This is a genomic window from Enterococcus sp. DIV0546 (assembly GCF_051712785.1).
In the GTDB taxonomy this organism is placed as follows: domain Bacteria; phylum Bacillota; class Bacilli; order Lactobacillales; family Enterococcaceae; genus Enterococcus; species Enterococcus faecalis.
Map to the genome: position 1 here is coordinate 2,141,818 of NZ_JBIOPO010000001.1, position 21,544 is coordinate 2,163,361.

At 37.6% G+C, this 21,544-nt stretch carries 21 protein-coding genes; 8 read left to right on the forward strand and 13 right to left on the reverse strand.

Annotated features, from left to right (window positions below; all coding sequences use genetic code 11):
* Positions 1-15: 15 nt before the first annotated feature.
* Positions 16-558 carry a helix-turn-helix domain-containing protein gene (locus tag IGJ24_RS10350; protein ID WP_002356507.1) on the reverse strand — a complete coding sequence of 181 codons (543 nt, stop codon included), beginning with the start codon at positions 556-558 and terminating at the stop codon, positions 16-18.
* 263 nt (positions 559-821) lie between these two features.
* On the opposite strand from IGJ24_RS10350, the gene IGJ24_RS10355 reads away from it, so the two are divergent.
* The 4 genes from IGJ24_RS10355 to IGJ24_RS10370 are packed head-to-tail and all read left to right on the forward strand — an operon-like array spanning position 822 to position 3,793.
* Positions 822-1,814 carry a YhdH/YhfP family quinone oxidoreductase gene (locus IGJ24_RS10355; protein ID WP_129193746.1) on the forward strand — a complete coding sequence of 331 codons (993 nt, stop codon included), beginning with the start codon at positions 822-824 and terminating at the stop codon, positions 1,812-1,814.
* Positions 1,815-1,829: 15 nt separating this feature from the next.
* The gene (coaB, locus tag IGJ24_RS10360) at positions 1,830-2,603 is read left to right on the forward strand and encodes a phosphopantothenate--cysteine ligase (protein WP_129193747.1); all 774 of its coding nucleotides are present in this window, start codon (positions 1,830-1,832) and stop codon (positions 2,601-2,603) included.
* Positions 2,600-3,154, forward strand: coding sequence for a phosphopantothenoylcysteine decarboxylase (gene coaC / locus IGJ24_RS10365; RefSeq protein WP_289865624.1), 555 nt, complete (start codon positions 2,600-2,602; stop codon positions 3,152-3,154). Before coaB ends, coaC begins: the two co-directional genes overlap by 4 nt.
* A 3-nt stretch (positions 3,155-3,157) precedes the next feature.
* Positions 3,158-3,793, forward strand: a complete 636-nt coding sequence (locus IGJ24_RS10370) for an ECF transporter S component (protein ID WP_002356501.1) — start codon at positions 3,158-3,160, stop codon at positions 3,791-3,793.
* 54 nt (positions 3,794-3,847) lie between these two features.
* On the opposite strand, the gene IGJ24_RS10375 is transcribed toward IGJ24_RS10370, so the two are convergent.
* Positions 3,848-5,053 (reverse strand): aminoacyltransferase, encoded by a 1,206-nt coding sequence (locus IGJ24_RS10375; protein WP_016616089.1) that lies wholly within the window; start codon positions 5,051-5,053, stop codon positions 3,848-3,850.
* Positions 5,054-5,290: 237 nt separating this feature from the next.
* Complete coding sequence (locus tag IGJ24_RS10380) at positions 5,291-5,797, reverse strand: QueT transporter family protein (protein WP_002356499.1); 507 nt, start codon at positions 5,795-5,797, stop codon at positions 5,291-5,293.
* 262 nt (positions 5,798-6,059) lie between these two features.
* On the opposite strand from IGJ24_RS10380, the gene IGJ24_RS10385 reads away from it, so the two are divergent.
* The gene (locus tag IGJ24_RS10385) at positions 6,060-7,019 is read left to right on the forward strand and encodes a diacylglycerol/lipid kinase family protein (RefSeq protein WP_002397978.1); all 960 of its coding nucleotides are present in this window, start codon (positions 6,060-6,062) and stop codon (positions 7,017-7,019) included.
* 66 nt (positions 7,020-7,085) lie between these two features.
* Here IGJ24_RS10385 and recD2 read toward each other — a convergent pair whose 3' ends face one another.
* The 4 genes from recD2 to IGJ24_RS10405 form a co-directional block, all read right to left on the reverse strand.
* Entirely contained in the window at positions 7,086-9,695 is a 2,610-nt protein-coding gene (gene recD2 / locus IGJ24_RS10390) for an SF1B family DNA helicase RecD2 (RefSeq protein ID WP_129193748.1), read from the reverse strand.
* Positions 9,696-9,721: 26 nt separating this feature from the next.
* Positions 9,722-10,366, reverse strand: coding sequence for a histidine phosphatase family protein (locus IGJ24_RS10395; protein ID WP_002365042.1), 645 nt, complete (start codon positions 10,364-10,366; stop codon positions 9,722-9,724).
* A 216-nt stretch (positions 10,367-10,582) separates the two neighbouring features.
* Positions 10,583-11,089, reverse strand: coding sequence for a tRNA (uridine(34)/cytosine(34)/5-carboxymethylaminomethyluridine(34)-2'-O)-methyltransferase TrmL (trmL, locus tag IGJ24_RS10400; protein WP_002356493.1), 507 nt, complete (start codon positions 11,087-11,089; stop codon positions 10,583-10,585).
* Positions 11,090-11,402: 313 nt separating this feature from the next.
* Complete coding sequence (locus IGJ24_RS10405) at positions 11,403-12,248, reverse strand: methyltransferase domain-containing protein (RefSeq protein ID WP_129193750.1); 846 nt, start codon at positions 12,246-12,248, stop codon at positions 11,403-11,405.
* A 129-nt stretch (positions 12,249-12,377) separates the two neighbouring features.
* Between IGJ24_RS10405 and cutC the strand changes: the two genes are divergently transcribed.
* Positions 12,378-13,007, forward strand: a complete 630-nt coding sequence (gene cutC / locus IGJ24_RS10410; protein ID WP_002359565.1) for a copper homeostasis protein CutC — start codon at positions 12,378-12,380, stop codon at positions 13,005-13,007.
* Positions 13,008-13,124: 117 nt separating this feature from the next.
* Here cutC and mgtE read toward each other — a convergent pair whose 3' ends face one another.
* The 4 genes from mgtE to IGJ24_RS10430 are packed head-to-tail and all read right to left on the reverse strand — an operon-like array spanning position 13,125 to position 16,902.
* Positions 13,125-14,486, reverse strand: a complete 1,362-nt coding sequence (gene mgtE, locus IGJ24_RS10415; protein ID WP_002362548.1) for a magnesium transporter — start codon at positions 14,484-14,486, stop codon at positions 13,125-13,127.
* Between the two features lie 30 nt (positions 14,487-14,516).
* Positions 14,517-15,410, reverse strand: coding sequence for an RluA family pseudouridine synthase (locus IGJ24_RS10420; protein ID WP_289865622.1), 894 nt, complete (start codon positions 15,408-15,410; stop codon positions 14,517-14,519).
* Between the two features lie 7 nt (positions 15,411-15,417).
* The gene (locus IGJ24_RS10425; RefSeq protein ID WP_002356486.1) at positions 15,418-16,215 is read right to left on the reverse strand and encodes an NAD kinase; all 798 of its coding nucleotides are present in this window, start codon (positions 16,213-16,215) and stop codon (positions 15,418-15,420) included.
* Positions 16,216-16,227: 12 nt separating this feature from the next.
* Positions 16,228-16,902 (reverse strand): GTP pyrophosphokinase, encoded by a 675-nt coding sequence (locus IGJ24_RS10430; RefSeq protein WP_002356484.1) that lies wholly within the window; start codon positions 16,900-16,902, stop codon positions 16,228-16,230.
* A gap of 196 nt (positions 16,903-17,098) precedes the next feature.
* On the opposite strand from IGJ24_RS10430, the gene IGJ24_RS10435 reads away from it, so the two are divergent.
* Both IGJ24_RS10435 and IGJ24_RS10440 read left to right on the forward strand, forming a co-directional pair.
* The gene (locus tag IGJ24_RS10435; RefSeq protein ID WP_010712743.1) at positions 17,099-17,677 is read left to right on the forward strand and encodes a CYTH domain-containing protein; all 579 of its coding nucleotides are present in this window, start codon (positions 17,099-17,101) and stop codon (positions 17,675-17,677) included.
* A 69-nt stretch (positions 17,678-17,746) separates the two neighbouring features.
* Positions 17,747-18,406: a ClpXP adapter SpxH family protein gene (locus IGJ24_RS10440; protein WP_002356482.1), complete on the forward strand. Its 660-nt coding sequence runs from the start codon at positions 17,747-17,749 to the stop codon at positions 18,404-18,406.
* Between the two features lie 91 nt (positions 18,407-18,497).
* On the opposite strand, the gene pepF is transcribed toward IGJ24_RS10440, so the two are convergent.
* Together pepF and IGJ24_RS10450 are read right to left on the reverse strand one after the other, a co-directional pair.
* Entirely contained in the window at positions 18,498-20,309 is a 1,812-nt protein-coding gene (gene pepF, locus IGJ24_RS10445) for an oligoendopeptidase F (RefSeq protein WP_002380671.1), read from the reverse strand.
* Positions 20,310-20,356: 47 nt separating this feature from the next.
* Complete coding sequence (locus IGJ24_RS10450) at positions 20,357-21,535, reverse strand: competence protein CoiA (protein ID WP_010824839.1); 1,179 nt, start codon at positions 21,533-21,535, stop codon at positions 20,357-20,359.
* Positions 21,536-21,544 lie beyond the last annotated feature (9 nt).

Consider the following 21,544-nt stretch of genomic DNA (forward strand, 5'->3'; position numbering starts at 1 on the left):
CCTCCATTTCGTCCTTTATAAATACGATTCTGTCGCCACAATTAACGCACGACTTTTTCCTCGACCATTGTTGCTAATTTGGTGAGGTTCTGTTGCTTGGTAATACATGGTTTGACCTTTTTTAGCAATATACGTGGCTTCCCCTAATGTCAAACGAATGGAGCCATCAATCACATAAATAAATGTTTCTGATAGAGAAGGTTCAAACGTTTTATATTCGCCATTTTTATCAAAAGTAATAATGACAGGTTCCATTTCTTTTTCATTTGAGGCTGGAATTAACCATTTTAGTTCATAGCCATGTTCTTCATCATAATAGAGGGTACTTTCTTCTTCATTGTAGACAATTTTCTGTTCAAGCGGTTGCTGACTAAAAAACTGCTCTGGCGTCACGCCTAGTACTTCTAAAATTGAGAAAAATGTTTCCATTGATGGTGAGCTTAAATCCCGCTCCAATTGGGAAATATAGCCTTTGGATAAATCCGTTCTTTCGCCTAATTCTTCTTGTGTTAAATTTTTCTGAATGCGTAAATTTCTCAACTTCTCACCAATTTCCATGGCACACCTCGTTTCTATTTTCAGCTAATCTTTTCAACAAAAGTTTTGTAATACTAAACTTACAGTTTAGTTTTACCTTTTTTAGTATACGAACTTTTTGAAAAATTTCAACCATTTTTCTTTATTTTTCTAGTCTAATTGTCACACAATCTTTCTTTTCTGTATAACTTACTGTTTATAAGAAGAAAAATGATACGAAAAAATCAGAATATGATAAAATAAGACGAGTTGCTTTTTTACATAATTGGAAGGAGAGTTTTTATATGAATTCATTTCAAGCATTTACGTTAAGAGAACAAGATACATCTGTTATTAGTCAACTAGAAACCATTACTTTAGACGATTTATCAGAAGGCACTGTAGTAATCAAAGCAGCCTACTCCTCAGTTAACTTTAAAGACTCTTTAGCTTCAAAAAAAGACGGAGGTGTGATTCGCAATTATCCAATGATTCCAGGAATTGATGTCAGTGGCACTGTTGTCACATCGGAAGATCCTCGTTTCAAAGAAGGCGATAAAGTGATCGTAACAGGCTATCAATTAGGGGTTAGTCATACTGGCGGTTATTCTGAATATGTGCGTGTTCCTGGCGATTGGGTAGTTCCACTTCCTGAAAAAATGAGTCTCAAAGAAGCAATGATCTTCGGAACTGCTGGCTTTACGGCCGGATTATCTGTCACAGCTTTAGAAGACGATGGCTTACGCGACGACAAAGAAGCCCCCATTATTGTAACTGGTGCGACAGGCGGTGTTGCGACATTGTCTATTGCGATGTTGCATCAATTAGGCTACACTTCAATCACTGCATTAACTAGAAAGCCAGATTCTTTTGAGCTTTTAAAAGAGTTAGGTGTTAGTGAATGCTTATTAGTAGAAGATTTCTTAGCAACTCCTGTTAAAGCATTGATGAAACAGCGTTTTGCTTTTGCAATTGATACCACTGGTGGGGAAATTACTTCTGCTGTTTTACCACAACTTCGTTATGATGGCCGTTCAGCCATTTGTGGCCGCGCTGCTGGAATTACATTAGAGACAACCGTTTTACCCTTTATTTTACGGGGCGTTCATTTATTGGGCATTGATTCGGTTAATGTTGGTATGGACAAACGAAAAATAGTTTGGCAACGTCTTGCCACTGATTTAGACATCACTGAAAAAGCTGTGTATCAAGAGATTACTTTAGAAGAACTTCCCCCTGTTTTTGAAGCATTACAAGCAGGCCAACATATTGGACGGACCATTGTCCGAATTTCTTAAGGAGGCGTTTTGATTATGGATGTTTTAGTTACTGCTGGTGGAACGTCAGAACCGATTGATAATGTTCGTTCGATTACCAATCATTCTTCTGGCGGACTAGGAAAAGCAATTGCTGAAAGTTTTTTAGCTGCTGGACACAACGTAACCTACGTAACAACCAAACATGCATTACGTCCAACCCAACAATTGGACTTATCAATTAAAGAAATAGAAACAACGGTTGAATTAGCTACTACGTTAGAACAACTCTTTGCTGAAAAGCAATTTGATGCGATTGTTCACGCAATGGCAGTCAGTGATTTTACGACGGAAACCGCGCAAACGGAAGAACAATTTATTGATTCTTTTGCTCAACAATTAAGCGAACAAACATTGCCAAAGACCAAAGAAGCCTTGGCAACTATCGTTCAAAACACATTGAATCAGATTGCTGATATTCCTCAAACAGCAACAAAAATTTCATCTGATACGGACCGATTATTAATTTTTCTAAAGAAAAATCCTAAAGTCATCCAAATGATTCGTGACAAGCAACCCCAAACTGTTTTAGTGGGCTTTAAATTACTTGTCGACGTTTCACAAGAAGAACTTGTCCATGTTGCACAAGCCGCTTTGGTTAAAAATCGGTGTGACTTTGTCTTAGCCAATGACTTGATGAACGTTCATGAAACAGAACACGAAGGATTATTAATTAACGAAACGGGCATTGTCCAAGAAGCTTGTTCAAAACAAGGGATTGGTTCAATGATCGTTAAAAATGTTGAAAAGAAATGGAGAGAACAACAATGAAAACTATTTTATTAGGCGTCTCTGGCAGCATTTCTGCATATAAAGCAGCAGATATTACAAGTCAACTAGCTAAGCTTGACTACAATGTGGAAATTTTAATGACTAAAAGCAGCACGGCGTTCATCACTCCGCTGACGTTACAATCACTTTCTAAGAATCCAGTGCATACGGATGTCATGATGGAAATTGATCCCAGTAAAATTAATCACATTGAGTTAGCTAAAAAAGCGGATTTATTTTTAGTAGCACCTGCTTCGGCCAATACAATTGGGAAATTAGCCCATGGGATTGCCGATGACTTATTATCAACAGTTGCTTTGGCACTTTATCCTGAAACACCAAAAATTATTGCGCCCGCGATGAATACGTATATGTACCAAAACCCCATTGTCCAACGAAATATTGGCATTTTAAAAGAAGTCGGCTATCAAGAAATAATCCCACGTGAAGCTCTATTAGCTTGTGGCGATTATGGTCGTGGCGCACTTGCCACTGTTGAAGATATCATTCAAACAGTGATGAAAATTTTAGCATCTGATAACAAGGAGTAATTTATGAATAACACGAAAAAATTTACGTTAACAGCAATGTTCTTAGCTATCTTACTTTTACTGGCTTTAACCCCGCTAGGATTTATCACATTAGGTCCTTTAAATTCGACCACGATGCATATTCCTGTAATTATTGGTTCCATTGTTTTAGGGCCAAAAATCGGTAGTATGTTGGGCGGCACGTTTGGGATCATTAGCTTAATTAAAAATACGACAGCACCAACACCTTTGTCGTTTGTTTTTTCTCCATTTATTCCCGTGATCGGTACCGATCACGGTAGTTGGAAGGCTCTTTTAATTGTGCTCATTCCGCGGATTTTAATTGGGGTCGTTCCTTATTTCGCTTACAAATGGCTAAATAAATTAACGAAGGAAAAAGCGCAACCTGTCTCCTTATTTGTGGCTGGTGTTTTAGGCTCAGCAACGAATACCATTTTAGTCATGAACATGATTTATTTTCTTTTTAATTCAGCTTATGCTGAAATTATTGGTAAAGCTGGAACTGCTGTTTACCTAGCTATTATTGCGACGATTTTCAGTTCTGGTGTGCCAGAAGCTCTTGTTGCTGGTGTAGCTGCTTCAGCAATTGCTAGCGTTTTGCTTCGCTTAATGAAACGGAATGCAACGCAAAAATTATAGAAAAAACACAGAGACTAAAAATCAAGTTTGATTTTTAGTCCCTGTGTTTTTTATTTATTTTTTTTGTTTTCGTAATTTATAAGCATATTCACTGGCTTTAAATAATAATTTATTAACCGGTAAATCAAATTCCCCAATAAATTCATTAATCGTTGGGTTGAAGTTCGCTTTAAACTTAATTAAGCCATCATTTAAACTACCTTCTAAGCCGCCCATATTACAGCTTTCGCAGCCACGGTTAAAACATTCTTGAATGGCATCTCGCCAAGTCACATATGTTGGCATGTAGCGTTTATAACGATCATCTAAGCCAGCATAAAGGATTTCACTTGTTGGACCAAATGTCACAGCCAAGGCGCCAGCAACCGTTACAATTTCACCAGCTTCTGCGATATTTTCTTCTAATTCTTTTAGTTCCCGAGTCAAGGAAGCATCTAATTCTTCTAAATTATGGCGCTTTTTCACTTGATTTTCTTTCAAATTACTCAAGTCTTTTTGATTTTTGTCATAGCGTTGTCGCGTGCTATCTAAGCGTTCCTTTAAATTGACTTCCGCCAGCATAATAAAGGAGTCTTCTGGGTAAATGTTCAACAGCTTCTTAAAGTAATCACTATTCCGTAAAGAAATATGTTGGCGTTCCATGGTTGATTGAATGACTTTTTCAAATTCATCAACAAAGTCAACATGCCCTTGCTGCACAACGACCCCTTTTTTTTCAGCTGTTTTAATCATTTTCTTGGTGCTTTTTGACAATTGTTCTTCACTAAAATCTTCACGATAAATATTCGCTTGGAAGCGGGGCTGGATGGTGGCCCCCATATCCATTGTCAGTCCTTGATATTTGGCCCCTGCTTTTTTCAAGGTCTCAATAATAGCTGTCGCTTCAGCATGCGGTTGATGTTCTTCTCCTAAATGAAAATCTTGATAGTGAACCGCTGGATCCATTTTTATAAATAAAGCTCGTTTTTTCTTGCCAAATTTTTTCAATTCAGCCATAAAGTAGCTGACCAGACGTTCATTTGTATAGTCCATTACTGGACCTCTTGGTGTATATAACATCGTAAAACCGGCTGGTAATGGTTTGATTAAAACTAAACTTGATGCGACTAATGTATCCTTTTCATAAACCCCAACAATTTCAGAACCCCAGTTATCCTTGACTTTTGCCCATGAAGATGACTGTAGTAAATTACATAATGGGTGATTTTTAACAAATGTATCGTGTACTTCTGCCGGAATACCGATTTTAAATGTGTACATGTTCAAACTCCTCTGCTGTGACTTTCCAATAGTCCGTTTATCTTACACTATCATAGTGTATTCCAACAGACTAGTAAAGTTTTACATGAAAATTTTTAGAAAAAATGTAGATCTTATTCTTTATGTAAAAAAGACGAGGTAGAAACAGTTCATTCTATCACTTAGTTCACTAATAGCAACGACACTTTTCTTCACTGCCATTCAAAGGATGAATCATTTCTATCCACATCTTTTCAATTAAATACGTGTTTCAAATTTTAATGACTTGTTGATAAAATACATGATTGGTGCTGAAATCGTCATAATAATCGCTTCACTTAATGCTAACCAACCATAAGTTGTCCAAAATGCTTGACCGCCACTTGGTACTAGCATAAAGGCAATAAAAAACATACTTACAGTGAAAAATAGACTATTTAGACACATTCTAACAGGAATACTTGGTACCTTTTTTTGTAAAAAAGCTGTTAAACTCAACGCAAATAATGTTTGCGCTCCACCAAACAGAGCATCCATTACACCGAAACCAAAAAATAAGTTAAAAAAGATAACGCCGCCTAAAACACCCCACATCAATTTGCGATTGAAAACGACTAGGTGATTCAAACTTTCTGAAATTCTAAATTGAATCATACCAGAAGAAACTGGCCGAACCAATAAAGAGAGGACAATATATAAGCCCATAATGATACCATTGGCTAAGACTGTTCTTAGCTTTCGATTGGCTTGAAACGAATTTTGCATACTTTTTCCTTCTTTCTCCGAGTTTTTTTACAAGGGATGGTTGATGAACCTTGGTTACAATTGCAACAGTTCACATTCTAATATGGAAAGTCAAAATAGTCAATGAAAGCCCTGTTTTACTTTGCACTTATTTGCAGTTTTCACCTCTCATGCATTGTTTCGTGCCTTTTTCTAGTCATTTTTTACTTTTTTAAGCAATCTTTATTCGCAGAAGTTCCTCCCTCTGGTATAATGGACAATAGCGATTCAAAGGAGGAGCTCAATGAACATTCACTACTATCTTATTATCAACGAGCAGGCAAGTAGCGGCAATGGCCGAAAAGTCGCTAGAAAAGTGATTCAACAACTCAAGCAACAAGAACTTAAATATACGGCTCTTTACACTGATTACGCTGGACATGAAAAAGAATTGACGAAGGAACTTGCAGAAACAACTTTACTTCCTTGGTCTGAAGACTTAGACGTTTCAACTTTTCCAATCCTAGTCGTGCTAGGCGGCGATGGCACACTACATAATGTCATTAATTCATTACTTCCATATGATTCAGCTATTCCTTTAAGCTATATTCCATGCGGCTCTGGAAATGATTTTGCACGAGGGGTGGGATTATCAAGAAATATTGATAAAGCATTGCATCAAATCCTGCGCACCAGACGACCAAAAGAAATTCAAACAATTCATTATGTAGAAGCCAACCAAGAAGAAATCGGCTTAGCCACCAATAATGTTGGCTTAGGGTTAGATGCGGCAATCGTGGAAAAAACCAACGAATCGTCATCAAAAAAAGCCTTAAATAAATTTAAGCTTGGCTCGCTTTCCTATATTTCTTCAATCATTCATGTCTTTTTTAAACAAAAAAGCTTTCCAATTTTAGTTGAAATGAATGGTAAACAATACACATTTAATCGTGCTTTCCTATGTACGGTCACAAATCATCCTTATTTTGGCGGGGGCGTATCAATTATGCCGACGGCCAATCCTCGCAAAGCAGTCGTGGACTTAGTTGTCGTGGAACGAATCAATATTTTTAAAATTTTGTGGCTTATTTTCCTATTGCTTCGCCAAAAACAAGGGAAATCTAAACATTTTCATCATTTTCAATCAAGTAAAATTCGAATTGTTTCGACGATTCCACAAACCATTCACGCAGATGGCGAGATTTTAGGCAAACGAAGTATTGATATGGTTTATACCACACAAAAACGTTTGTTTTGGTTTTAACTGAGTCCCTTAAGGTTGAAAAAGAGTGCCATAAGTCAAAACGACTTATGGCACTCTTTCCTTTTCTCACATAAATTGATAAGGCGTCGTATCCTTCATTCCAATCATTGGATCAACAGCATTTGTTTGAATAATTTCGACTGTTAGTCGTGGTTCTTTTGGTAATGGTTCTTCGACAACTTTTGTCGCTTTCTTTGCTGTTTCTGGGGTTGACTCTTCCCCTTCATCAGCAAATAGTGAAACTTCTTGTACCGTCGTGTCAACTAATTGCTCGTCTGTTTCTTTGATCTGATTGGCTTTCGTTGATTGCTGTTCAGTTTCATAAGAGACAGCTTTTGTTTCCTTTTCAGTAAATGGATAGTCTGCCGTTAAACCTTCTTCATAGGCTTCTAACTGAGTTCTAGTCGTTAAGGTCATTTGTTCTGCGTTCACGATTCGTTCTTTTAGCATCGTCATGCGACTAGCCGATTCGTTTTTGACACATGTTTCAAAAGCAGAAACCTCACCTAGTAGAATTAATAATTCTTTACTACGTGTCACTGCTGTATACAGCAAATTTCGTTGCAGCATTCGGCTATACTGATGAACCATTGGCAGTAACACCATGCGGAATTCACTACCTTGCGCTTTATGAATCGAACAACAATACGATAGCGTAATTTTATTCCATTCATTTCTTTTATACGTTACTTCATTATTATCAAACTGTAAAACCAACTCGTCCACTTTGTCCTCTGAGTCTTTGGCTAAAGTAATTCCGACGATTTCTCCCATATCTCCATTGAACACATTTAATTCTGGCGTATTGACTAGTTGCAAAACTTTGTCCCCAATCCGATAGACGGTGTCATTCCATTTGACTTCTTTTTTCTTACCATCATTTGGATTGAAGATTTCTTGCATCATCTTATTCAAGGCATCAATGCCAGCTGCGCCACGATACATTGGCGCTAAAACTTGGATATCTTGTGGCGTAAACCCTTTTGCTTTTGCCTTTGTGACGATTTGTCGAATGTATTCTTCGATATGACCAATATCACTTGCAAAGAACGAGCGATCCTTTTGATTTTTTTGAAAATCAGCAGGCAACTTTCCTTCTTTAATTTCATGGGCAAGAGGAATAATACTTGAACCGTCTCCTTGACGATAAATTTCGTTTAGCTCACATTTGGGAATTTCGTTAATTTGCAATAAGTCATGTAAGACTTGACCTGGACCGACAGACGGTAGCTGATCCTTATCACCAACAAAAATCACTTGCATGTTTGTCGGAATAGCTTTTAATAACGTATTGGCTAACCAAGTATCCACCATGGACATTTCATCTACAATTAGCAAACCGCCTTCTAATTCTTTGGCGGTTAAACTCGGATTTTTTTCACGACCTGTCAAGCCTAACAAACGGTGGATGGTACTTGCAGGTAAACCTGTCGTTTCGTTCATACGTTTCGCTGCTCGCCCAGTTGGCGCCGCTAGCAAGATTGGAAACATCTCCTGCGTATAGTCTTTGAGATCTAATGAAAGACCATTTAGTTCCGCAAACAACGAGACAATCCCATTAATAACAGTTGTTTTCCCTGTTCCGGGCCCTCCAGTTAAAATAAATAACGGTGATTTAATCGCTTCTTCAATCGCTGCTTGTTGCGAGTCGCCATACTGAATATTTAAACGTTTCTCAATCATTCGGATATTTTTTTGGACTTCTTCTTCCTCATAATGAATTTCTTTTTTACGAGAAAGTAAACGCTGAATCGAAGTACCAATGCCCCATTCAGAAAAATAGAGACTGTTCTCAAAAAGTTTAGTCTCTTCTTGTTGGATTTTTCCATGTTCGACTAACGTAATGATTTCATTGGCCACTTGATCAGGTGAGATTTCCACTGGGCGACTTGCTTCCAAGGTCCGAATCGCTTCTTCTAACAAAACATCTGCTTGAACATACGTATTGCCTGAGCGAATGGAGTGCTCAAACACTTCATGTAAAATCGCCGCTCGAATTCGAACAGCAGAATCCGCCTGAATGCCGATTTGTTCAGCAATATTGTCCGCTCGTTTAAATCCGACTCCCTCAATATCTTCAACTAACTGATAAGGATTTTCTTGAATCACAGAAAGGGTTTCTTCTTGATAGGTTTGATAAATTGAAAAAGCTAACTGACTACCGAAGCCGTATCGATTTAGTCCCACAATCACTTGCTCCATCCCGTGATTCAAGCGAATTGTTTCGACGATTACTTGACGTTTTTTTTCATTTAAAACAGTAACTTCTTCCAAAACACTCGGGTCATCAATAATTCGGTCAATCGCACTTTCCCCTAATACTTCAACAATTTTTTCAGCTGTTCGTTTACCAATGCCAGGAAATTTGTCACTTGATAAATAGTTAACCACCCCACTAGCCGAAGTCGGTCTTTCTTGCTGATAACTATCCACCTGAAACTGTCTGCCATAACGAGGATGGTCCACAAAATGACCAAAGAAACGATAGGGTTCCTCTTCTTGAACTTGGCCAAAACTTCCAGTTACTACAATTTCTTTTTCTAAATAATCTGTATTTGTATCGGTCACATTTACAAGAACGACTTTATAAAAATTACTGGGATTTTCAAAAAAGATTGCTTGTACAGTCCCAACAATAAAGGCTTTTTCTTCGTCCTCACCAAAAAGTGTTACCACTACAAGCCCTCCTTTCTGTTGTGCGCTTATTGTGCTTTTTCTTTAGCTAAAAAAGACGTATCATTCCATAACGTTAAGTCGTACGGCATGTTCCTTGATGCCTCTTTGGTTTCAAGGATTGAAAGGCTATTGTTTAACAGCCCGCCCATTGTCCGTAATTCTGATAATGGTTTACCAGCCATCGCTTGGATTGCCGCCGTCAGGGCTGCTCCGTGTCCGACAAATAGAACTGGACCTTCGTGTTGCTTCGCCGCTTCAGCAACTGTTTCTGAAATCCGTTGAATCGCTTGCTCGATTGGTTCACCATCAAAAATTGTTGGATCATACAAATCTAAACGATGCCGTAAATGATCTAATTCTTCTCCATAAAAATTACGCATTTCTTCAATATATTGTCCTTCTAAACGACCTAAACCTAATTCTTTTAAGCTATCTGTATAAACAATTTCAACTGGACGATTCAATTCTTGTTGAATTCCCCGCGCAGTATTTTTGGCACGTAATAGCGGACTAGAATAAATTTTTTCAAACGGAATATCTTGTAAATATTGGCCTAATTGTTTAATTTCGTCATAACTAGTTGGTAATAACGGCGAATCTCCTGTCATTCCTTGAAATCGTTTCTGTTGATTCCATTCAGTTTTTCCATGTCGTGTAAAATATAATTTCATGTAACTTCTCCAAACTTCTTTATCTCTTCATATGTCTTTCTAGTTTATCACTTCCCTGCGAAAATATCCATGGAAGTTTCTAGCAATCCAAGCAAAATAAGCCTAGAACAAAAATCTAAATTGTTTTTTGTTCTAGGCTTGAAAATTGGGCAACAGTAAAAATAAAACCACTTTCTTCTGACATTTTTGAAAAAAGCGCTACTGTCTTAACTTTTTTTAATCCAATTTATCATTTTCATAATGATGCGTCAGTTCTAAGTTCGGAAAATTTTGCTGACGTAAGGCTTCATAAACAATTAGTGCGGCAGTGTTAGAAAGATTCAATGAGCGCACATGTTCATCATTCATAGGAATTCGGATACACTTTTCTTCGTTTTCTCGCATAAACGTTTCTGGTAAGCCCGTTGTTTCTTTTCCAAAAAGAAAATAATGGTCCTCGCCATCATTATAATTGACCTCGCTGTATGTTTGGTGAGCAAATTTGGTTACTAAATGCAAGTGTTTGCCTGCCACATGGGCTAAAAAGGCAGCCAAATCTTTATGATACGTAATATTTACATCATTCCAATAATCTAATCCGGCACGTTTTAAGTGTTTATCATCTGTTGAAAATCCTAAAGGTTCAATTAAATGCAACGGTGTATTCGTCGCTGCACATGTCCGTGCAATATTTCCAGTATTTGCTGGAATTTGTGGTTCAAATAAAACAATATGGTTCGTCAACTATCTTCAGCTCCTCAAATATCAATCGTGTTCATTTTAGCATAAATTCAAAATAAATAGCGCCCACAATACTTATTTTCAAAAAAAAAACCGCATGACGCGATGATGTCAGGCGGCAGCTATTCTAACCAATAAAAAAAACGTACCGTCTCGGTGTCTAGCACGGCGAGTCGTTACGTTAGTGAAGGTCTCTTCACTAACTTTTATCAGAACAGGACCCTGATAAAAACCAATGAAAAAACAACTTGTAAGTAATATAACACCAATGTCACTTTATTGCAAGACTTTTTTAGGATTTTCTTCACAAAAAAGTCTATCTTTTACGACCTACTAACAAGCGGACGTCAATCGTGATTTTTTCCAATGGTCGCTGTTGTAGCTCGGCTTTAACTTCTTGAGAAACTTGCCACTCTAATGGCGACATTTCTAATAAATCCAACCGTCTTTCCTCGGGAATGTCAAAGCAATAAGTTATTCGTTCATCTACTTCCACAGCTAATTCCTCGGAAAAACGTTGGACTACTTTTTGATTGGAATAACTTTGTTTCTTTTCGTCATTGGGATAAAAAGCCGCTCGTAATTCCTTTAAGTAATTCTCTTCAGGAATAATTTTAATCACAGTCCCGTCAGCTTTTAATACTCGCCGAAATTCTTGATAATGTGAAGGAGAAAAAATATTCAAAATCGTATCAAGCCCTTCATTCGCGAATGGCAAATTCGTTAAATCCGCCACACACCAAAACGCATCAATTGGCTGATTACTTGCTAAATAGATTCCTTCCTTTGATAAATCAAACCCGATTTTCAGTCCAGATAAGCCTGCTTGACTTAACTCAGCTAGAAAACTCCCTTCACCACAACCAACATCGACTACTGTTTTATTTTGAGGAAGATAGTGCATAATTTTGTTTAAAACAGGCGCGTACATGCCACTTTGAATCATTTTTCCTCGAGAAGTAAACATTTTTTTATTATATTCTGTCTGAACGCCATGATTTAGAAAGTATAGCGTGCCTTTCTTGGATAAATCAAATTGATGCCTCTGTTGACAAATCAGACCAACCCCTTCTACATGCATTGGTTCATGACAAGTTGGACAGCGAAATACGGCTGCTTCTTTTTTCAATAATTGTTGTGCTCGTTCAATTTTCTTTAACATTTAAAACTCCTTACGTTCATTAAATGAACATTTTCTCTTATAAAAAGTTGCACTCTTTTTTTCAGGGCTATGGTAGTAAGCAGAATTATGGTACAATGCCTGTGAAGAAAAAGCAAGGAGCGATAAGAAATGATTAAAGAATTCTGTGCCGAAAATTTCACTAAGATTCCCCAAGCCATTCAAAAAGGTGCGAATCGCATCGAATTATGCGATAACTTAGCCGTAGGTGGAACGACGCCAAGTACTGGTGTTATTGAAGAAGTCTTAGCATACGCTGGCGAACATTCAGTACCAGTGATGACAATCATTCGTCCTCGTGGCGGCAATTTTGTCTATAATGATATTGAATTAAAAATTATGCATACCGATTTAATCGAAGCAAAGAAATTAGGAACCGACGGCATTGTTATTGGCTGTTTAACTGAGGACGGTTGGTTAGATGAAGAAGCTTTGGACTTATTCATTGAAACAGCTGAAGGCTTGCAAATCACTTTCCATATGGCTTTTGATGCCTTGTCGAAAGAAAACCAATTTAAGGCGATCGACTGGTTAGCTGAGCGTGGTGTGACGCGTATTTTAACTCATGGCGGGCCAGCTGGTACCCCTATCGAAGACAACTTTGATCATTTAAAAGAATTAATTGCCTACGCAGATCAACGGATTCTTATTTTACCAGGTGGCGGTATTTCCACAGAAAACGTTCAAACTGTGATGGACACTTTAAAAGTCACAGAAGTCCATGGCACAAAAATTGTTTAATTTCTTGTATCTAAAAAAGTGAGGTAGCCGTCGTATTAACGGCTATCTCACTTTTTTAGATACAAGCAAACCAACGAATCCTTTTACCTCAGTCTCATGATAAATAAGTGCAATTTTTTAAACAAAATAACGCATAAACATGCTTGCAATATTGAAATAAATTAATACACTGGTTAAATCACTTAAGGTAGTAATAAACGGGCCACTGGCAACTGCGGGATCAAACCCTAATTTATCCATTAACATTGGGATTAAACTCCCTGCTAAATTCGCCACAGTAATTGCACAGAGCATTGCCATCCCAATCACAAATCCAAGTGGAAGATTATGTTGCCACACGCCAACCACAATCATAATGGTTAAACCTGTCACAGCCCCCGTCACTAGTCCCGTGAGCACTTCACTTAAGATTAAGCGACCAAAATTACTATCCTTTTCATCTTTCATAGCCAAACGGCGTACCGCGACCGCCAATGATTGTGTCCCGGCATTGCCGGCTGTTCCGGTAATTAAAGAAATAAAAACGGCTAAAATACTCGCTTCGCTAACTAACGACTCATAATTACTGATTAACGAGGCCGTAGACATCCCTAAAAACAGCAGCGTAATTAACCAAGGTAATCGTTTAGAAGCGGCTTTTAAAGGGTTCTCACTAACTTCTTCAACGTCGACCCCGGCTAAACCAGAGTAGTCGCTAGCGGCTTCATCATCGATAACATCAATAATATCATCAACTGTTACAATCCCCAACAAATGATCATCATAATCTGTAACTGGCACAGCTAAGAAGTCATAGTCACGAATTGTTTGCGCGACATCTTCTTGGTCATCGCCAACATGAACTGAAATAACCCGTTCATTCAAAATATCAGCAATCAAGGTATCATCATCATTAACAATTAAATCCCGCAACGAAATAACGCCGACTAAATGATTTTCTTGGTCGACTACGTAAACGTAATAGATTGTTTCCGCCATGTCCGCTTGATTCTTTAAGACGTACATCGCAGAACGCACTGTTTGATTCGCCACAATCGAAACAAATTCGGTGGTCATAATCGCCCCAGCAGTTTCATCTTCGTAATGAAGTAACTCTTTAATTTCGCCTGCTTCTTCACTACTTAACAAACTAAGATATTTCGCCTTTTGACTTTTATCTAACATATTTAGTAAATCCACCGCATTATCGGTATACATCTCAGCTAACATATCTGCTGCATAACTTGGGCGCATTTCAGCTAAATAATCTTTCATATTCTCATTATCTTCTTCGATAACATCAAACATATCCGCTAGTTCTTTCGGAGATAGGTAATTGTATAAATGTTGTCGGTCTTTTTCATCTAACGATTGGTAAAATTGTCCTTGTTCATAAATGTGTAACGCTAAAAATAGCTCACGAAATTCGTTCATTTGTTGATTTTTTAGCGTTTCTAAAAGAAGGGCAAATTGCTCTTCCATTTCTTGGCCTTCATTCATCTTACACTTTCCCCTCCTGCCTCTTTATTATTATAACGTATCATCTACACTTTTCATATCCTCCGCTAGTGGGGAAATCAGATGAACCGTTTCTTTGGTAAAAGGATGAGTAAAAATTAGTTCCATGCAATGCAACGCTTGCCGCTCAATTCCTTGATCCATCTCTCCATGATACATCTCATCCCCTAACAATGAACAGCCAATTGCTTCAAAATGTACCCGAATTTGGTGTGTTCGTCCTGTATGGAGCTGAATGCGCACAGCTGCTGCTTGGGCTCCTCTTTTTGCGAGCCAATATTCTGTGCTAGCAAATTGACCTGTTTCGATAACTTGGCGTTTTAATAAAGAGGACAAGTCGCGCCCAATTGGCTTTTCAATCAATTGATGCTCGTTTAACTGCTCAATCGCACCACCAACAAGGGCATAATAAATTTTTGTCACCTTTTTTTCTCGTAATTCTTGGTCAATTAAAGCATGAGCAAAGCCGTGTTTCGCAAATAACATCAGCCCAGAAGTATCTCGATCTAAACGAGTCACGACATGAATAACTTGATTCACGTAATTTTGACGCTTGTAATAGCCCTTAACACGATTCGCCATCGTTCCTGAAGGATGATACTGAGCAGGTATCGAGGCAATGCCAGCGGGCTTATTAACTACTAAAAAATGATCATCTTCAAACACAATTTCAATCGGTTCATCATCTGTTAATAATGTCTCATGTTCCACTTCATCTGGAATCGTCATTTTAACGACATCGCCAGTTTGTAAAGGATAGATGGCATTTTGAACGGTCCCATTCACTTGAATTTTACCACCCTGAAATTTCACCTTAGCTAATAACCCTTTTGAAACGCCTTGTTCCTTTAAAAAATATTTCACTTGTTGTGTTGTTTCTTTGTCATATGTCCATTGAAATTCCATCGTTTAATTAATCCTCACCAATAAAGGCATCTTTCACTCGATGCCAAAAATGCATGTGCCGATAAGAGGCAAAATGAATCCGTTCGTCTGCAATTCGATAGCAGACAGAAGCGATATTTTCTTGATAAATATCTAATTGGTCCACCGTGACAAAATAATCATCACTTTCCTGTAATTTAATCTCCAGCCACTCCGTATGTGCGATTACAATCGGTGACCCCAATGTTCGAAAGACACGATTGTTTAAGGAGGCGATTTCGGTTAACTGAAACGCATTAATGCTAGGATGCAAAACAGCTCCACCAATACTTTTATTATACGCAGTAGAGCCGGTTGGGGTCGAAATCGACAACCCATCACCACGAAATCGTTCAAACAGTTCGTCTTTAATAAACACATCGCCCACCATCGTCCGGTTTCCTCGTTTAATTGTCGATTCATTTAATGCTAAAAAATGTTTATCTGGTTTCCCATCTCTAAACCGAATCCGCACATCTAATAATGGATAACTCGTACTTTTTTCACGATGAATACACAAACTCTCAACTAGTTCTTTTAATTCATAATCACGCCAATCTGTATAGAAACCCAAGTGTCCGGTATGTACACCTAAGAAACTTACTTCGTTTAACAGATGATTAAATCGATGAAAAGCGGAAAGAAGCGTACCATCTCCGCCGACTGAAATCACAAGTTCAGGTTGACGATTGTCTATTTGAATTTGGTTTTGCTCTAATAGTGTTGTCAGTTGTTTTGTGACTTGTTTCGATTTTTCTTCCGAGTTATGAACAATCGCCACTTTCATAAGCAGACTCCTTTACTGATTTTCTGGTGTTTCGTTTTTAATTTGCTTATAGTATTCGTTTTCTAGCAATCCACGGCCATGAGAGAAGTAATGTTGTGCTTCTTGAATTTCTTCACGAATAGATGACATTTCTTCATCTAATAAATAGGCTGCCTCTGCCGCTCGCTGAAGGCGTTCTTTCATTTCTTCAGGAAAGACACCTTGATATTTATAATTCAAAGAATGTTCAATCGTTGCCCAAAAATTCATGGAGAGTGTCCGAATTTGGATTTCGGCCAAAATAATCTTTTCCCCGGTGACTAATTGCACAGGATATTCCACCACCACATGGTACGAACGATAGCCACTTTCTTTTTTATTTTCAATGTAGTCCCGTTCTTCCACAATTTTTAAGTCTTTACGATTTCTTAAAAGTGCGACTACCTGGTAAATGTCTTCCACAAATTGGCACATAATCCGCAAACCAGCAATGTCTTGCATTTCTTCTTCAATCCGATTTAAAGGAATATGCCGAATTGCCGTCTTTGTCAAAATACTATCTACTGGTTTCACACGTCCCGTAACGAATTCAATTGGTATGTGTTTATCTTGCTCCCGAAATTGTTTACGAATACCTCGTAGTTTTACTTTTAATTCGCTGACCGCCTGTTCATATGGCGCTAAAAACAGCTCCCACTCTCGTTCCATGGTAGATCCCTCAATTTCCTTGAATTTCATTCACTGATTATTTTACCACAGTCCTCCCTAAAATAGGGTGTTATTCGCTATTTGATTTCCAAACGCCTTTCATTAGAAAAATTTTTCACAGAGAAGACCACTTTTCTTGACGGAAACCTATATAATATGTGAAAATTGGAGTGATTTAAGAAAGAGAGAGAACCCCATGAGTGAGCACTTAGAAATTGAATTTAAAACATTAGTTAGTCCGCAAGATTTCAAACGATTAATCGACCATTTTGCTATTCAAAAAACGGACTTTTTTACGCAAACAAATCATTATTTTGATACGGACGATTTTCAATTAAAAGCACAACGAATGGGCTTAAGAATTCGCGTATTAGCAGATCGTGGTGAGTTAACCTTAAAAGTTCCTGCGCCAGAAGGATTATTAGAAATCAATGACCCTTTATCGCTTGAGTCGGCGAACCACTTTATCAAAAGGAATCACCTCCCTACTGAGGGGGCTGTGGCGAAGAAATTACAAGAATTAGGTATTGAAATCGCCTCGATCCATTTAATTGGTTCATTAAAAACAGCACGTGCAGAAAAACAAATTCCTCAAGGACTACTTGCGTTAGACGAAAGTTGGTATAACCAACAGCACGATTTTGAATTAGAGTTAGAAGTTACTGAAGCTGAAAGCGGCAAGCAAGCGTTTCAAACATTAATGGCTGATTTGAACATTCCCATTACGCTTGCACCTAACAAGATTCAACGCATGATGCGGACCACTGCCCCTTAGTATTAGTATTCGAAGCACTGACGTTCTGGCACCTGTATTTGAAAAAGCATGGCATTGGAGGAAGTATGAATGGTTGAAATTTATTTGTTCGTCAATCCTTTAGGCGGCGTCTGTTTAGAAATTGAAAAAGAAATTATACAATTGTCTGTTAACGACAAGAAGAAAATACAATTGCGCTTTATCCCTTTATTAAACATGAAGACGATCAATGAATTTTTGAGTCGTCAACATATTCCGATTAATGACATTAAACGACGGAATCGAATTTTTGAAGATTTATACTCAGCCGCTCTTGACTATAAAGCAGCACAGTTACAAGGCCGAAAAAAAGGCCGACAATTGTTGATTGGCTTACAAAAAGCAGTAGCTGAAGACGGTCTAGCTTACTCTCCTGAGTTATCAGAAGAACTACTTCTAGCGGCCGGCGGGGATATTGATATGTATCGTAAAGACCGACAATCCGATTTTGTCAAAGAATCTTTCCAAACCGACCAAAAAGTTGCTCGAGAAATGGGGATTAAACAACACCCTACCGCAGTCGTTTACAACTATACTTGCGAGAACGATTTCGGCATTTTAGTCGAAAATTTTGAAAACATGGATGAAATTAAACAACTTTGTCGTGTCCATCCACATAACGAACCGTTGCTGGACCAAGGTGACGCAACCTTTGAATTTAAACGTCGCTCCAATTATCATTTTCCAAATGGACATTTACATTTATTATAAAAAAGATGCTGCGACAAAAGCTGTTAACCAATTATCTTAAGAGTTAAAAAGTGGGATATAAGTCATTTGGACTTATATCCCACTTCTTTGTCTATAATTTTTCAACCAAAGCTTCTAATTCCGTTAAACGTTCTTCAAAAACTTTCATTGCATCTTCGATATACGCGGCTTGTGTCATATCCACGCCCGCTTTTTTCATCACTTCAATTGGGAAGTCACTACTTCCTGCTTTCAAGTAGTTAAGGTACTTCTCTAAAGCTCCTTCTTCTCCAGCTAAAATATGTTTAGACAATGCCGAAGCGGCTGAGAAGCCAGTTGCATATTGATAAACATAGTAATTGTAATAAAAATGTGGAATTCTCGCCCATTCGTAACTGATTTCTTCGTCTCTAACTACTTCTGGTCCATAATATTTAGCATTGAGCTCGCCATAATACTCACTCAAATATTCACTTGTTAATGGCGTGCCTTTAGCATCTTCCGTGTGAATAAAATGTTCAAATTCCGCAAATTGCGTTTGACGGAAAATGGTTCCCTTAAAGCCGTCTAAATAGTGATTTAAGACATACGCACGTACTTTAGGATCTGTTTCTGTTTGTAATAAATATTCTGTTAAAATATTTTCATTTGTGGTTGAAGCAATCTCAGCTAAGAAAATTGAATAGTCGCCATAAACATACGGCTGATTATTTCTTGTATAGTAACTATGAACACTATGGCCCATCTCATGGACTAATGTAAATAGTTGATCCAAACTATCATGCCAATTCATTAAAATGTATGGGGCTGTATCATAAGCTCCTGAAGAATATGCGCCGCTTCGTTTTCCTTGATTTTCAATCACATCAATCCAGCGACTTGAAAAAGCTTCTTTAACAATAGATAAATAGTCTTCACCTAGTGGTTTTAAAGCCTCAATTGCTTTTTCTTTTGCTTCTTCATAGCTGTAACGAATTGGTGCTTCACCTAGCAAAGGCGCATACAAGTCGTACATGTGTAATTCTTCTACGTTTAATAATTTTTTTCTTAATTTTACATAACGATGTAGCAAAGGTAAATGTTTATTTACTACAGCTACTAATGTTTCGTGAACACTTTCAGGGATATGATTACTTGCTAAAGATGCTGCCCGAGCAGAATCATAATTTCTAATTTTTGCTTTATAATTATGCGTTTTAACATGTGCACCTAAAGTTGAGGCTAAGGTATTTCTAAATTGTTTGTACACTTTGTACAAACCTTTAAATGCTGCTTCACGAACAGATGGATCGACACTTTCCATTAACTGACCATAAACGCCATGAGAAAGTTGAATCGTTTCGCCTTCAGCATTTTGTACAGTTGGAAATTCTAAATCTGCATTATTTAAAATTGAAAATGTATTACTTGAGGCACCAAAAATTTCACTAGCCCCCGCCAGTAAAGCTTCTTGTTCCATCGATAAAACATGGGGACGTTCATCTAAAATATTTTGAATATAGTGACGATAAACAGCTAATTTCGGCTGCTCTTCAAAATATCCCCAGATTTGTTCATCACTTAATGTTAAAACCTCTGGGTCAAACCAAGAAACAGCTTCACTAACTTGTGCATATAAAGAACTAGCTCTGGCATATAAAGCTTGGTAAGCTGTATTTGTAGTGTCTTGATCATTTTTTAAATGAGAATAGACATATAATGTTTCCACTTTTCGATAGACATCTAAAACGTATTCTAACGCAGCTAGAAAAGCTTCTGCACCATTCCCTAAGGTTCCTTTAAATGATTCTGCTTGATTTAGCTCTTCTGTCAACTGATTATACGCAACATCAAAAGCAGCATCATCTTTAAAAATTTTGGTTAAATCCCAAGTTAATGGAGTTGGAACTTCATCACGTGTTGGTAATTGTTTAATTTCGCTCATAGTTTACTCTCCTTTAAGAAACGTTTTACTCATTATACTATCATAATTTAACACGTGTGACTAAAAAAATGTTGTTTTTTCACTTTTTTTAGCCAATGAATGAGCTTTTCAGGATCTTCTCTTAGGAAAATACTAGTTATTAGGTACTTATTATTTACTTTAATTAACACATAACATTCTTGTAACCAGCTCAATAAGCTATTCCCCACGATTTTAAAAAGTTTTTTTAAGTCAATATTCGGCAGCGGTTGCCAAATAAAGTTTCCTTCTTCCAAAAAACTAACTTCCAAGATACGCCATAGTTCCTGTTTGGTCACTAAACGCTCTTCTTTGGTTTTTAGTGCTTCCCAAACAAGCATTTTTAAATGAATATCTTCTTCAGAAGAAGGTAATAGCTTCAATCCAGGATAGTAAAACCAAGAAGGTAACTGGAGAAGGTGACAACCTTTCGTGTATAAAAAGCTTTGTGTTCTAAGCAACTGAGCATTTCTGTAACCAAGTTGTTGCGTCAATTTTTGATAATAATCATGCATCAATTGGCCAGTGTGCCGTCTATCTGGCAGTAAATTTAAATTAGCAGTCGGTAGTTGGATGATTTCTAGTAATTTTTTTTCGTAAAAATCCCATGATTGTTTTCTTCTATAAAATTGTTGACATTGACTCTCTTCAATATGACAAAGTAATTCTATTCGTTCTTGCTTCTTATTGGCCGTCCATAAATAAAACCCCAAGGACTCCGAAAAGTAAAGAAATTGTTTCGTTAATTGCGTGAGCTTGTCTTTAGGCACTAATCGTTCACCTAAAATCCAAACAACTTGATAGCCATGAGCTTGATAAGTCTCCGTCCGTTCCACCAAACGTTTAATTGGCAATGGACTACATTGAATTTCAATGGCTATCTTCCCAATGAGTAAATCTGGGCGTTGCTTCAAGGCGGGTAAGTATGCCTCAACTTGAAAAGACAGCTTTTCACGTAAACACTTTTCCGCAAAAAGCTGCTTCAAGCGGAGGTGTTCTTCTGTTTCAGCTTCTGCTTCGTACCAACAACTATTCTTTTTACGATGAGCAAAATGGGGTATTTTAATGGGGCCTGCCTTCAAAATGACCGATTGATGACACATTGGACACACAAAAGCTTGTTCGCTTCGTATCTGTGTTAATTCATCAATCGAGCAATCGATTAAAGAAAATAACTCTTGGTTGTCTGCCGTTAAAGCTGTTAACATGATTTTCAC